14 protein-coding genes are annotated in these 12,915 nt (G+C 60.5%); 1 reads left to right on the top strand and 13 read right to left on the bottom strand.

The features are described from left to right. Positions 1-64: 64 nt before the first annotated feature. The 12 genes from PMX21_RS01965 to pyrR all read right to left on the bottom strand — a co-directional run bounded on the left by PMX21_RS01965 (position 65) and on the right by pyrR (position 11,265). Positions 65-2,368: a DNA internalization-related competence protein ComEC/Rec2 gene (locus PMX21_RS01965; protein WP_271757691.1), complete on the bottom strand. Its 2,304-nt coding sequence runs from the start codon at positions 2,366-2,368 to the stop codon at positions 65-67. After that, on the bottom strand, positions 2,365-3,156 hold the full coding sequence (locus PMX21_RS01970) for a ComEA family DNA-binding protein (RefSeq protein ID WP_271757694.1): 792 nt from the start codon (positions 3,154-3,156) through the stop codon (positions 2,365-2,367). The genes PMX21_RS01965 and PMX21_RS01970 overlap by 4 nt, the downstream gene beginning before the upstream one ends. Positions 3,157-3,291: 135 nt before the next feature. Beyond that, positions 3,292-4,536 carry a tRNA uracil 4-sulfurtransferase ThiI gene (gene thiI / locus PMX21_RS01975; RefSeq protein WP_271757697.1) on the bottom strand — a complete coding sequence of 415 codons (1,245 nt, stop codon included), beginning with the start codon at positions 4,534-4,536 and terminating at the stop codon, positions 3,292-3,294. After that, the gene (locus PMX21_RS01980; RefSeq protein ID WP_035138532.1) at positions 4,537-4,818 is read right to left on the bottom strand and encodes a DNA-directed RNA polymerase subunit omega; all 282 of its coding nucleotides are present in this window, start codon (positions 4,816-4,818) and stop codon (positions 4,537-4,539) included. A gap of 5 nt (positions 4,819-4,823) precedes the next feature. Beyond that, on the bottom strand, positions 4,824-5,393 hold the full coding sequence (gene gmk / locus PMX21_RS01985) for a guanylate kinase (RefSeq protein WP_006236131.1): 570 nt from the start codon (positions 5,391-5,393) through the stop codon (positions 4,824-4,826). Continuing rightward, the gene (gene mihF, locus PMX21_RS01990) at positions 5,394-5,702 is read right to left on the bottom strand and encodes an integration host factor, actinobacterial type (RefSeq protein ID WP_006236130.1); all 309 of its coding nucleotides are present in this window, start codon (positions 5,700-5,702) and stop codon (positions 5,394-5,396) included. A gap of 239 nt (positions 5,703-5,941) precedes the next feature. Then, positions 5,942-6,658, bottom strand: a complete 717-nt coding sequence (gene pyrF / locus PMX21_RS01995; RefSeq protein ID WP_022094720.1) for an orotidine-5'-phosphate decarboxylase — start codon at positions 6,656-6,658, stop codon at positions 5,942-5,944. Further along, positions 6,652-7,560, bottom strand: a complete 909-nt coding sequence (locus PMX21_RS02000; RefSeq protein WP_006236128.1) for a dihydroorotate dehydrogenase — start codon at positions 7,558-7,560, stop codon at positions 6,652-6,654. Before PMX21_RS02000 ends, pyrF begins: the two co-directional genes overlap by 7 nt. 14 nt (positions 7,561-7,574) lie before the next feature. Continuing rightward, positions 7,575-8,342 (bottom strand): dihydroorotate dehydrogenase electron transfer subunit, encoded by a 768-nt coding sequence (locus PMX21_RS02005; RefSeq protein WP_271757805.1) that lies wholly within the window; start codon positions 8,340-8,342, stop codon positions 7,575-7,577. Between the two features lie 116 nt (positions 8,343-8,458). Then, positions 8,459-9,748 (bottom strand): dihydroorotase, encoded by a 1,290-nt coding sequence (locus PMX21_RS02010; protein ID WP_271757700.1) that lies wholly within the window; start codon positions 9,746-9,748, stop codon positions 8,459-8,461. Beyond that, on the bottom strand, positions 9,732-10,676 hold the full coding sequence (locus PMX21_RS02015; RefSeq protein ID WP_055309882.1) for an aspartate carbamoyltransferase catalytic subunit: 945 nt from the start codon (positions 10,674-10,676) through the stop codon (positions 9,732-9,734). The genes PMX21_RS02010 and PMX21_RS02015 overlap by 17 nt, the downstream gene beginning before the upstream one ends. 4 nt (positions 10,677-10,680) lie before the next feature. Further along, the gene (gene pyrR, locus PMX21_RS02020; RefSeq protein ID WP_006236123.1) at positions 10,681-11,265 is read right to left on the bottom strand and encodes a bifunctional pyr operon transcriptional regulator/uracil phosphoribosyltransferase PyrR; all 585 of its coding nucleotides are present in this window, start codon (positions 11,263-11,265) and stop codon (positions 10,681-10,683) included. A 451-nt stretch (positions 11,266-11,716) separates the two neighbouring features. Here pyrR and rpmB point away from each other — a divergent pair, with 451 nt between their 5' ends. Continuing rightward, the gene (rpmB, locus tag PMX21_RS02025; RefSeq protein ID WP_022094725.1) at positions 11,717-11,905 is read left to right on the top strand and encodes a 50S ribosomal protein L28; all 189 of its coding nucleotides are present in this window, start codon (positions 11,717-11,719) and stop codon (positions 11,903-11,905) included. A 185-nt stretch (positions 11,906-12,090) separates the two neighbouring features. Here rpmB and PMX21_RS02030 read toward each other — a convergent pair whose 3' ends face one another. Beyond that, a complete protein-coding gene (locus tag PMX21_RS02030; RefSeq protein ID WP_271757703.1) occupies positions 12,091-12,867 on the bottom strand; it encodes a transposase in 777 nt (258 codons plus the stop codon). Positions 12,868-12,915 lie beyond the last annotated feature (48 nt).

Genomic DNA, 12,915 nt, shown 5'->3' on the forward strand with positions numbered 1-12,915 from the left:
GCAGACTCTCGAATTCGTACCGTGCCATTTTAGCCCAGGGGTTGGTCCCGCGCCAACGGCAGCATCACGGTCGTTGGCATCGCATCGCAAAGCCATTCGCAGTCGGCGTGACGGTAATGTCGCCGTGTTCGATGGTGCACGCGAACACACCACCCGCTTCCTTAACGGCATCGATGCAGGCATCGGACGGATGGCCGTATCGATTCCCCTCGCCCGCACTCGCAAGGGAAAGCTCGGGCTTCAGGACGTCCAGCAACTCACCATCAACTGAAACCTTGGAGCCGTGATGCCCAAGTTTAAGTACATCGATATCCCCCACCTCCTGCACGAATTCCCGTTCTTGGTCGAGCTCGGCATCACCGGTGAGGAGCATGCGCAGGCTCTTGCCTTCCTGAACATAAGAGAGCAGCAGGACAAGCGAGTCCTCATTTCCCTCGCCATCCACGGACTCGAATGGCCACATCACACGGGCGCAAAATGAGCCGATGTCGACCGTATCCCCACGGCGCACCTGCCGATACTCCACGCCAGGTCGGTTCAATACCTCGGCAGGAGCATCCTCCAGCGCATCCGCCGCCACGGCAATCGTTCCGACCGAAAACTGTTCGAGCACGGCAGGCAGACCACCCCAGTGGTCCTCATCCCAATGCGTCACAAAGACGGCATCGATATGGTGCACGTTATTGCGAACCAACGCCGCTACCACGCGCTCGTCGAGCCCGCAGTCGACGAGCGCTACTACGCCGCCCTGGCGGATAAGAATCGCATCGGCCTGGCCCACATCGAGCACTGTCACCGAAGGCGGAGCGAAGCGATCCCAGTAGACGTACGGAATCGCAGCCAAGAGCACCAGGCATGCAAGCCCCACCGCCATAGGACGTGCACGGGGACGCGGCCACCAGACCAGCAGAACCGCCAGCAAACACGGCACTAGGTAAATCCACATGCTATCGGGCGGCGCACTCACGGATGCACCCGGCACGGCGGCAAACAGCTGCTCGAAGAACAGCGCGCAACGGGCGGCAATCATGGGCACAACGAGCGCCCAAGTCCGCAACGGTGCCACGAGCGAAAAGGGAACCATCACAATCGACACAGCAAGCAGTACGCTCACCACCGGACCGATGACCGCATTTGCCAGCGGAGCAATGAGCGAGAACGTACCGAAAGCGGGAATGGTAATGGGAAGAGTCGCCAGTTGTGAGCACAGCGTGACGGAAAGCATGCTGGCGACGCCCGATGGCACACCCAGCCCACCCAAAGCGAAGGTCCCATAGGGGCAAAAGCACAGAATGGCTAAGACGCTGGCACATGAAAGCTGAAAGCCAATCTCGAACAGCACCGTCGGCCGCAGTAGCACAAAGATGGATATGGTTGCGAAGAGTGCCGATGCGCCGTGCCGGCGACGCCCTGCGCCATTTACGACAAGCGTCGCGAACACCATGCAGCACGCGCGCACGGCCGAGGGAGACGCGCCCGTAAAAGCAGCGTAGCCCACAAGCGTTATCGCCAATATCGCCCGCTGAAGACCACGTGAGCACCGAGTCTTTTGCAATACACCCTCGATTACAGACCCCACGATAGCCAAATGGCTGCCCGAGACGGCGATAAGATGCGCCGTTCCCGTCACCGAAAACCAGTCGCCCGCCGGCTGGGCGCGCAGCTCGGCCGAACGACCGCAGGCGACACCGGCTATGAGCGCACGCGCCGGGTCGGTCGCAGGCGCGATGGACGCAAGCAGCCCATTTCGCAGCCGAAGCAGCGGCCCCGGAGAGCCCTCGTCGACCGACACAATCCGAACGGGTTTAACCTTGCGCACCTCGCCTCGGAGCACGCGCGATCGTCCATATGCATCGTTCTCAAAACGTGAAACGCGACCGATAACACGCGCGTGCGCCCCGACCTTGAGCTCGCGGTCACACGATAGGCGAACCGTTGCCAAGTTCTTACCGTCCGCACGTGCCTCGCAGGTATAGGAATACACGTCGTCGTTTATGGATGGATCGCCCTGCACGACAAACTCGAGGCTGCTTGCCGCTCGACCGTCGAGCGCCTTCGAGGCGCTTAACGCGCCCACAGCCCACCACGCCGAGACGACCGCTCCCGCCACGAGACCGACGGACGCGGCATACAGCCACCGCTTCCAAGGGGCAAGCCGCGCACAAGATTGAGCCAGCACAACGAATACCGCCGCCGCAACGGGAATGGCCCATAGCGACCCGACCGCCGGCGCCTGCTCCCTCAGCAGCGCATCAGCTGCCACGTTGAGCACCAAGGCGCAGCTCATGCACATGCCGGCACACAGGGCCATCGTCCACGGAATCAGGGGCCGCGGAGGCATCACATGCTCGCGCTCGGTCGCACTCATACGCAGATGCAATCTTTGATTTTGGCAAGCTTCTTCTCGCCAATTCCCGACACACGCATCAGATCGTCAACCGAGACAAAAGCACCGTTCTTTGTCCGCTCATCGATAATCGACTGGGCCATGGAGGGGCCGATGCCCGAAAGCGTCTGTAGCTCTGCCGCGCTTGCCGTATTGATGTTTACCAGTCCTGTTGCGCCACTCACGCCCGATGATGCGAAAGCCCCGCCATCAACACCGGCTTCCGCAATAGACGCCTGCTGCTCCCCTACCGTTGGAACGTGGATTTTTTGTCCATCAGTGACCTTAGATGCCCGATTGAGCCCCGTAACGTCTGCCTCAGGCGCCAGCCCGCCGGCGGCATCAATCGCCTGAGCCACCCGCGCTCCGTCCTTGAGGCGATATACACCGGGCGACACAACGGCGCCATCAACATCGGCATAGACCTCTGCCGCGGCAGACGCCTTAGGCGAAGAGCCTTCGGATGTCTTTCCGCTCGAGGCATCGCCGGATCCCGGCTCCACTAACGAGCCCGAACCATCAGTGCGCTCAAACGACACGCCGCCAGTACCGCCGCCAAGGCTCGCCATCGCCAAGCCGCTCGCCATCGCAATGACGACCAGTATCGCCATCACCACTGCCTTGTGACCGAGCAGCTTGTCCGCCCAGCGGTCCATCTTTTTGACCCGTTCGTGTTGTTCGCGCTGCGCCATAGCAAAACCTCCCAACACCATCGTGTCAGGAAAAAAGCCCTGCAACAGCCACGCTCCAAAACCGGTTTTAGCGGTCAAACCAAATACCGACCAAAACCTTGCACAAATCTGTCCATTTATTCAGGCACACGTCAGCAAATGAGCACTTAGCCGCAAAAAGCCCAGATAGCAAAAGACCGACGATGCAGGCGCATCATCGGTCTATGCACAAATTTACTCGTGATCTTGGTAAATCTCACGCGGAGCAAGCTCCGAATGTTTGCGTTTTAAGGTCTTAGGGGCCTTATACGTGTTGCTTTCGAAGTCGATGTACTCGGTCTGCTTGAGCAGACGCTCGATCATCTCCTCGTGATCGAACAACTCCCAGGCCTCATGCACGGCATCGAGTTTAGCGTGCGTCTCGGGACGGCGCGGCATAAACAGCGTGCAGCAGTCGGGAGCAGCCTCGGTCGAGATATCGAACGTACCGATCTCCTCAGCGCGTGCGATGATCTCCTGCTTGTCCGAACCGATCAACGGACGGAACACGGGGATCTTCACGGCCTCATTGACGGCCATGATGTTCTCGAGCGTCTGGGAGGCAACCTGACCGAGCGATTCACCAGTCACGATAGCCTTGGCGCCCTCGATGTGTGCAATGCGCTCGGCAACCGAATACATAATGCGGCGATACATGATCACGCGCAGGTTGCTGGGACAGGTGACCGAAATCTCACGCTGGCAGTCGCCAAACGGCACCACGTACAGGCGGCCGATCTGGACACCCGGCTCAAGCGCACGGATGATGTCCTGCACCAAATACTCGCTCGTATCGGGCGTCTGCGGACGACCAGAGAAATGTACCGGCACGCACACCGCGCCGCGACGTGCGAGCATCCAGGTCGCCACCGGAGAATCGATACCCGACGACAGCAGCGTCACGACCTTGCCGGCAGAACCCACCGGCAGACCGCCCACGCCGCGCTCGGAGCGCGCGTACACATAAACGCTACCCTGGACCACCAGTACGTGCACCATCGCATCGGGGTCGTGCATTAGAACCTTTTTATCGGGGAAGGCCTCGCACAGCACCTCGCCCACCTGACGATTGATGTCAATCGAGGTGAGCTCATAGTCGGTATTGGAACGCTTGGCGTGCACCTTAAACGAATCGAAGGAACCAAACTCACGCAGCGCCTTCACGGCGGCAGCACAGTACTCCTGAGGGTCGCGATTGGTGTGATACGCCAAAGACACACGAGCAACGCCGGGAACGGTGCGAATGACACGCGCCGCCTCGTCGGCCTGATGCTCGTTAAAGGTCACGAGGATATAACCGGAAATTCGAGACACGGCATTCACGGAAAAGGCGGCCAAGGCCGCCTTGATGTTGTCCATGAGGATATGCTCAAAATGTGCGCGGTTCTTACCCTTCAGTCCAACCTCGTGATAGTGGACCAGGCAGACGCGAGCCGCCATTTAGGCTTCAGCAACCTTGTGGCCGAGCGCTTTCTCGTAACGGGCCTCGTCGTAAGAGATGTCGCCGTCGACAATCTCGTCCATAGCCATCGAGATGGTATCGGCACCGGAAAGCCCGATGGTGATGTCATCGACATCCTGGACGGCAAGCACGCGGTTGTGCTGGCCACGGAGCATGCTATTGATGTCGCAGGCGCGCTTGGAGGCAAGCGAAGCAAGCAGGAAGCGGTTGTGATCGGTCTTCTCCAGAAGATCGTCAATGCAAGGCTTTACAACGGACACGGACCTCAGATCCTTTCATGCATATCGAGAACGCGAACGAGCTCATCGGTCGCGCGGTCGAGATCGTCATTAACCACGACGTCGTCGTAGCGGTCGGCAAGGGCAAGCTCATCGGCGGCGTTTGCCATACGCAGCTCGATTGTCTCGGGCGTCTCGGTACCGCGACCGACTAGACGCTCGCGGAGTACCTCAAGCGAAGGCGGCTTGATAAAGATCAGCACGGCCTCGGGGAAACGCTCCTTCACCTGAAGGGCGCCCTGGACATCGATCTCCAAAATCAGAGACGCGCCCGAGGCGAGCTTGGATGTGACCTCGCTCACCAACGTGCCGTAGCAGTTACCGTGGACCTCGGCCCACTCAACAAACTCGCCGTTTGCCACGCGGCGGTCGAACTCCTCGCGCGTCAGAAAAAAGTAGTTGACGCCGTCGACCTCACCTTTGCGTGGTGCTCGCGTGGTAGCCGAAACCGTCAGGCCCAGGTTCGAGCGGCGCTCGCGCACACGAGTGACGAGCGTACCCTTGCCTGCGCCTGACGGTCCAGAAATCACAAAGAGCTTGGAATCCTGAGCGCTCACTTATTTGGTCAGCTGCTCGAGGAGCTGCTCGCGCTGACGGACGCCGAGGCCCTGGACGCGACGGGTAGCGGAGATACCGAGCTCCTCCATGATCTTGGCGGCCTTGGCCTTGCCATAACCAGGAAGAGACTCGATGAGGGTGGAAACCTTCATGCGGGAAGCGATGGGGTCATCGGAGTTGAGCACGGACTCGAGGGACTTCTCGCCCTTCTTGATCTGCTCGCGAAGCTCAGCGCGGGCGTGACGTGCGGCAGCAGCCTTCTCAAGAGCCTGCTTGCGCTGCTCATCGGTAAGCTGAGGGAGTGCCATTCGTACCTCCAAATAGTTGGGTTATATCTGATTCAATAATTGGCATTTTAGCACGTAGAACGTACAAAATGCCCAATCGCGGCTCCATAGGTTAGACGATACCCGCAAAAAGTGCAATATACTGCGCCCAAAGTTAAGCCCCTGACCTGCGATTCCACACAAAGGATGGGAAAGTTTACGCAGGCACAGGGGCTATTTTGTGCTAATGAGACCCAAAAGTGGTGACTTAGGGGAATCTTTTACGCGACGTTTTCGACCAGCTCAGCGACGATGGCGTCAAAGGCGGCAACCGGATCGTCGGCACCGGTGATGGGACGGCCCACCACAATGTGGCTTGCGCCTCGCTCGATAGCCTGGGAAGGCGTCGCCACACGGGACTGGTCACCAAGGGCGGCACCAACCGGACGCACACCCGGAGTCACGATCAGGGCATCGGGACCCAACAGCTCACGCATGTCGTGAGCCTCCATCGGCGAGCACACGATACCGTCGATGCCGTTGGCCTGAGCGAGCTTTGCCAGGCGGGCGGCCTCCTCGGCCACGGGCGACTCGACGCCGATCTCGCTCAAGGCATCCTGATTCATGCTCGTAAGAACGGTGATGGCGACGAGCTTGGCGCGGTCCTCGCGCGCCTCCTCGGCACCCTCGCGGCAGGCAGCGAGCATGGCGCCCGAACCCAAACCGTGGACCGAAAGCAGATCGGCACCGGCAAGCGAGGCCGAGCGGGCGGCACCGCGAACCTGATGCGGAATATCATGGAACTTAAGGTCAAGGAAGACCTTAAAGCCCAGGTCCTTGAATGTCTTGACGATCTGGGGACCCTCGGCGTAATAGAGCGTCATGCCAACCTTGAGCCAGGCGGCATGACCCGAAAGCTCGTGGGCAAGCTCGAGCGCACGCTCACGGTCGCAGTCGAGGGCGACGATTACGCGGTCGCGGGCATCGGTCTCTAGCATTCGAAAGCACCTACCAGTTCGTTAATGTCCTTAACGCCCTGGGACTCGGCCCAGGCCTCGAGCTCGTGCGCGATCTTGAGCGAAGCGCACGGATCGACGAAGTTGGCCATACCGACCGACACGCAGGTGGCGCCGGCCAGGATAAACTCAGCCGCATCCTCACCGGTCATGACACCGCCGACACCGTTGATGGGGATATCGACGGCCTGGGCAACCTCCCAGACCATGCGCACGGCGATGTGATGACACAGCGGGCCCGAAAGGCCGCCCTTGGGCTTTGCAACGCGGGACTTGCGGGTATGGACGTCGATGGCCATGCCCTGGATGGAGTTGATGACCGAAAGGCCGTCGGCGCCGGCAGCCTCGAGGGCCTTGGCGATCTCGGCGACGTTGACCGGCGCCATCTTCACGAACAGCGGCTTATCGGTCACCTTGCGGCAGGCAGCCATAACGGAAGAGGCGCCCTCGGGCGTGGAGCCCATGGCGGCACCGCCGGCGGCGATATTGGGGCAGCTCACGTTGATCTCGTAGCCGGCAGCCCAGGGGCACAGCTCGACATACATCTCGAGTGCGCGGACAAACTCGTCAACGGAGTGGCCGGCAACCTGACAGATGACCTGGCAGCCGTCCTTGGAGAGCTGCTCGAGCCACGGACCGGACTCGCGAGCAAAGGCGGCCACGCCGGGGTTCTGAAGGCCCACGGAGTTGATCATGCCGCCGGGAATCTCAGCCATGCGGGGCGCGGGATTGCCGGGCCAGGGCTCGGCTGCGCAACCCTTGGTGGTGATGGCGCCCAGCTGGGAAACATCAAAGAAGTTCTGGAACTGCCAACCGTAGCCAAAGGTACCGGCTGCGGTGTTGATGGGGTTTTGCATCTTGACGCCGCCGAAATCGACGGCCATGTTCACGGTACCCACTAGAAGACCACCACCTTGGAAGCATCGAACACGGGGCCGCACATGCAAGCACCCTTCATACCGTCGACCGTCTCGACATTGCAGGTGTTGCAGGCGCCAAAGCCACAGCTCATCATGCGCTCGAGCGACACCTCGCAGTACGCACCGGCCTCGGCGGCAGCGGCGGCGACTTTCTTCATCATGACAGCGGGGCCGCAGCTGGCCACATAGTCGTAGCCGCCCTCGCCGAGCAGCTCGGCTGCCGGGTCGGTGCAAAAACCGTGCGTGCCCAGCGTGCCATCATCGGTGCAAACGTTGACCGTGGCGCCCAGCGCGCGGAACTCATCGACACCCACGGCCTTGGACGCGGTGCCAAAGCCCAGGCACACGTCGACGGCCACACCCTGCTCGGCAAGCTTGTCGGCAAGGCACAGCACGGGCGGAACACCGATGCCACCGGCGACGAGCAGGGCCTTCCTGGTGCCCTCGGGTACCATCCAGCCACGGCCACCGGGGCCCAGCAGGTTAGAGGTGGAGCCAGGGCCCATCTGGGACAAACGACGGGTATCGTCGCCCACGACGGCGTACCACAGCTCGACGGTGCCGGCCTCGGCGTCGGCGCGGTAGTAGCTCAGGGGCACGCGAAGCAGCGAGGACGCATCGCCGGGTACGGCGATGTTCACAAACTGACCGGGCTTGAGCGCACTTGCAAGCTTGGGGGCCGAGATGACGAGCGAGAAGACGCCGTCGGCAATCTCCCGGTTCGAGACGACCTCGAAGTCGTGCATGCGTGCAGTGGAAGGTGTGGGCATAAACGCTCCAATCCCCCATGCGGTTGCATGGTCCAAACGAATAGAAAGCGCGGCACCGCAAGGGCGCCGCGCACAAAAGCGATAAGGCTATGCTAGCAGATGCAGCCGTCGGCAAGCGTCTGCTTACCGCCGACAAACACATCGGTGGCACGACCGGTGAGCGTGCGGCCGGCAAAACCGGAGTTCTCGGCGCGCGACTCGTAACCGTCCTCGCCAACCGTCCAGGTTGCGGAGGGGTCGAACACGGTCAGGTCGGCAACGGAGCCCGCCTTGACCTGAACCTGGTCGAGACCCAGGATCTCACGCGGCTTGATGGCCATGAGCTCGACCATGCGGCCCATGCTCATCTTGCCCGTGTTGACCAGCTCGGTGAGTACGAGCGACAGCGAGGTCTCGAGGCCGATCATACCAAAGGGCGCAAGCTCGAACTCACGGGCCTTCTCCCACGGGGTGTGAGGAGCGTGATCGGTGACGATAACGTCGACGGTGCCGTCGATGACGCCCTGACGGATGGCCTCGGCATCCTCCTCGGTACGCAGCGGCGGATTGACCTTGAGCGAGGTGTTGTAGGTCTCGTCCAGGTCGTTCTCGGTCAGGAACATGTGGTGCGGGGTGGCCTCGCAGGTGACCTGAACGCCAGCGGCCTTACCGGCACGCACGATCTCCAGGCCATGGGCGGTGGAGATGTGCTGGATGTGCAGCTTGGCACCGGTCAGCTTGGCAATCTCGATGTCGCGAGCGATCTGGAGCTCCTCGCCGGCAGCCGGCCAGCCCTCGAGAGCCAGACGGGTCGAGACCTTGCCCTCGTTGATCTGGCCATGGCCGACCAGGTCCTCGTCCTGGCAGTGGCTCATAAAGACCTTGCCGAACATCTTGCCGTAGTCCATGCAACGACGGAGCATACCCGCGCCCTGCACGCCGCGACCGTCGTCGGTGAAGGCGACGGCGCCGTGGGCGACCATATCGCCCATCTCGGACATGGCCTCGCCCTTAAGACCGCGAGTCATGGCACCCGACGGATAGACGCGGCAGTGACCGACCTCGGCAGCGCGGGACTTGACGAACTCCACGACGGTGCCGTTATCGGTGACGGGATCGGTGTTGGGCATGGCGCACACGCCGGTAAAGCCGCCCTTGGCAGCTGCGCGGGTGCCGCTCTCGATGTCCTCTTTGACCTCGTAGCCGGGCTCGCGAAGGTGAACGTGCATATCCACCAGGCCAGGGACGAGGTACTTGCCGGAAAGGTCGCGGACCTCGGCTCCCTCGACGGCGAGATTCTCGCCGACCTCGGCGATCTTGTCGCCGTCAATCAGGACGTCAACGACACCGTCAAGCTCGACGGACGGGTCGACGACGTGGGCATTCTTAAGAAGCAAGGCCATTATCGGCACCTCCAAGCAGCAGATACAGGATAGCCATACGCACGCAGATACCGGCGTAGACCTGCTCCAGGATGACGGAGCGTTGCGGGTGGTCGGCCATATAGGAATCGAACTCGACGCCGCGGTTGATGGGGCCCGGGTGGCAGATGATCGCATCGGGCTTCATGAGCTTCTCGCGGTCCTTGGTCAGGCCAAAGAGCTTGTGGTACTCGCGAATGGTCGGGAACGGGGCACCCTCGAGGCGCTCCTGCTGCACGCGCAGCATGTAGACGACGTCCAGCTCGGGCAGGACGGAATCGAGGTCGCTCGTCACGTGGTCGCAGCCCAAGACCTCGGGCGACGGCGGCAGCAGCGTGCCGGGGGCGACGGCGTAGGTCTCGCAGCCCATGATCTTAAGGGCGGGGATCAGCGAGCCGCAGACGCGGGAGTGGGCGATATCGCCGACGACGGCGACCTTCAGACCATGGAAGTCACCCTTGTGCTCCCAGATGGTGTACAGGTCGAGCAGGGCCTGCGTAGGATGGTTGTGCTTGCCGTCACCGGCGCAGATGACGCTTGCGGGCGAGTTCTGCGTGACGATGTAGGGAGCGCCGGCGTGCTTATCGCGCACGACAATGCAGTCGATCTTATAGGCGTTGAGGGTCTCGACGGTGTCGACGAGGCTCTCGCCCTTGACCGTGGAGGTCGAGGAGCCGCCAAAGTTAAGGCTGTCGGCCGAAAGACGCTTCTCGGCGAGCTCGAAGGAGCTGCGGGTGCGCGTCGAGGGCTCGTTGAACATGTTGACGATGGTCTTGCCCTTGAGCGTGGGGACCTTCTTGATGGCACGCTCGTTGACCTCGGAGAACGCCTTGGCGGTCTCGAGGATGAGCTTGATGTCCTCTTCGGAGTACTCGGTAATGTCGATCAGGTGCTTATGGTTGAACGCCACGGTACTACTCACCTCCCAGCGGCGCGGAGCCCACGTGGGAACCCGGCGCGACGTCGTTAATCTCGACGGCGGTGTGGCCGTCGACTTCCTTCATATATAGGTGCACGTTCTCCTCATGCGACGAGGGAACGTTCTTGCCGACAAAGTCCGGCGAGATGGGGAGCTCGCGGTGGCCGCGGTCAACGAGAACTGCCAGCTCAATGCGGCTCGGACGGCCCAGGTCCATGACGGCGTCGAGAGCGGCGCGGATGGTACGACCCGTATAGAGGATGTCGTCCACCAGCACGACGCGCTTGCCGTCGACGCTGAAGGGAATGTTGGTAGCGTGGATCGCGGGAGCGAAATTGGTCGCATAGTCATCGCGGTAGAAGCTGATGTCCAGGCTGCCGAGCGGAACGTCGACGCCCTCGATCTCCTTGATCTCCTCGGCGAGCTTCTTTGCCAGAAGGTCGCCGCGCGTGACGATGCCGACCAGAGCGAGATCTTCACAGCCCTCGTTGCGCTCGAGAATCTCGTGCGCGATGCGGGTCATCGCTCGATTGACGGCGGTCTCGTCCATGATGACCGCCTTGGGGGAAGTCGTGCCCATCGATCTCCTTCCTCACATGTCTTGACTGCTGACACAGTCAAAAAAATAGATGCCCGACCGCTCAAAGCGGACCAGACACCCACAGGAAGGGCTGCTCTTTGGCAGCAATGTAATTCCATGCGGGTATCTCGTACCCCTTTAATGGTCAAGAGATAGTGTAGCCAACCTCGAGCTTAAATGCGAGCATAAATACAGAGCAATCCGTAAACGGAGCCCAATGCTCCATAAACCTATATATATTTGTGGGACGAGCTTGAAAACGCACGCACGAGCTGGCATAATCCCCTCTGCTGCACGCAAATCGGATCTACGTCCAGGGCCGTGGCGTGAGCACTATCGCCAAAAGAGGAATATCTCTGTGTAGATTACGCACAGGGAGCTGCTTCTGTGCTATAGTTCAGGCTTGTTTGTTAACGCGACATGTTCGTTTGTCGCCCAAGGAGGGTCAGTTATGTCCAAAGTTTGCGAAGTTTGCGGTAAGCACCCCGTTGCCGGTCGCTCCATCAGCCACTCTCACCGCGTCACCAACCGTAAGTTCCGCCCCAACATCCAGCGCGTCTACGTCGTCGTCGATGGTCACCGTCGCAAGATGAACGTTTGCTCCACCTGCCTCAAGTCCGGCAAGGTTGCGCGCTCCTAAATAAAGTCTTACCAACAAGTACCTCGGACTCTCCGGGTCAAAGACCTCGCGTTCATATAGAACTTACCAAAGGCGCCCTCCCCAATGAGGGCGCCTTTTTGCACTCATTGGGGACAGACTTACATGAGTGTTTTCACGCATTTGGGACAGACATTACGCATGCCGGCAACGGTTCGGCCCCTGCCTCACGCAGCCTCCCTCCAGCCTACGGTGGCCTTGGTCACGCTTGTAGCGCCGATGCCGGTGATACGGGCAATTTGCTTGACCGTGAGATGTGCCCGCCTGAGCCTCAGCAGACACGCATCACGATCGGGGCGTGGCAGGGCCTTGAGCAGCGCAGGATCTATGCTCGGAAGGACTTCGCGCGCAACGGAAAGAGCATCCTCATCGAGGATCCGTCGGCGTGGAAGAATCTCAACTGACCAGATCCGCCCGGCAACTTCCTTAAGATGCTCACAATAGTGACGAGACCCCCCGACAATATCGAGCATAGGGGCCGCATCGCAGATGTCAAAGGGATCGTAGCCCAGCTGGTATGCCCTAAAGCTTGACCAGCGGTATGCTTCGAGAGAGTCGATCGCACCTTTCACAGGATTGAGATGGATATAATCGAGTAGCTGCACCGCCTGTGTGTCCGACTCAACCGCAACACGCGAATAGCGATTGTCAAACAGATGTCCCGTTCTCCCCGTTTTCCCATTGAAATACTTAGCATATGCCGTCAGCGCGCACTGCATTGCCTTTGAAAGGTTGTCAAATGGGTCATCAATCATCAAATGGAAGTGGTTGTCCATAAGGCACCAAGCTAACACCGCCACGTCATGGCGCGCAAACCTGTCCGAGATATCCGATAAGAAACGATAACGGTCGGAGTCATCTTCAAAAATAATCTGTTTAGAGTTGCCACGGTCAAAGACGTGGTAATAGCCGGTGAGCGAAACGGCACGGGCGCATCGAGGCATAAATCTCTCCTTTCAAAACTGAACAGGCAACACCTAAAAGGAGAGAAG

It is taken from the genome of Collinsella aerofaciens, assembly GCF_028209885.1.
Classification (GTDB): Bacteria; Actinomycetota; Coriobacteriia; order Coriobacteriales; family Coriobacteriaceae; genus Collinsella; species Collinsella aerofaciens_BA.

What these genes read in the sequence shown, in the direction of transcription:
- PMX21_RS01965 (WP_271757691.1), bottom strand. Translation starts at nt 2,368, where the DNA reads ATGAGTGCGACCGAGCGCGAGCATGTGATGCCTCCGCGGCCCCTGATT.
- thiI (WP_271757697.1), bottom strand. Translation starts at nt 4,536, where the DNA reads ATGGCGGCTCGCGTCTGCCTGGTCCACTATCACGAGGTTGGACTGAAG.
- mihF (WP_006236130.1), bottom strand. Translation starts at nt 5,702, where the DNA reads ATGGCACTCCCTCAGCTTACCGATGAGCAGCGCAAGCAGGCTCTTGAG.
- pyrF (WP_022094720.1), bottom strand. Translation starts at nt 6,658, where the DNA reads ATGCTAGAGACCGATGCCCGCGACCGCGTAATCGTCGCCCTCGACTGC.
- PMX21_RS02000 (WP_006236128.1), bottom strand. Translation starts at nt 7,560, where the DNA reads ATGGCCGTCGATTTCGGCGGCGTCAAGATGCAAAACCCCATCAACACC.
- PMX21_RS02005 (WP_271757805.1), bottom strand. Translation starts at nt 8,342, where the DNA reads ATGCACGACTTCGAGGTCGTCTCGAACCGGGAGATTGCCGACGGCGTC.
- PMX21_RS02010 (WP_271757700.1), bottom strand. Translation starts at nt 9,748, where the DNA reads ATGGCCTTGCTTCTTAAGAATGCCCACGTCGTCGACCCGTCCGTCGAG.
- pyrR (WP_006236123.1), bottom strand. Translation starts at nt 11,265, where the DNA reads ATGGGCACGACTTCCCCCAAGGCGGTCATCATGGACGAGACCGCCGTC.
- rpmB (WP_022094725.1), top strand. Translation starts at nt 11,717, where the DNA reads ATGTCCAAAGTTTGCGAAGTTTGCGGTAAGCACCCCGTTGCCGGTCGC.
- PMX21_RS02030 (WP_271757703.1), bottom strand. Translation starts at nt 12,867, where the DNA reads ATGCCTCGATGCGCCCGTGCCGTTTCGCTCACCGGCTATTACCACGTC.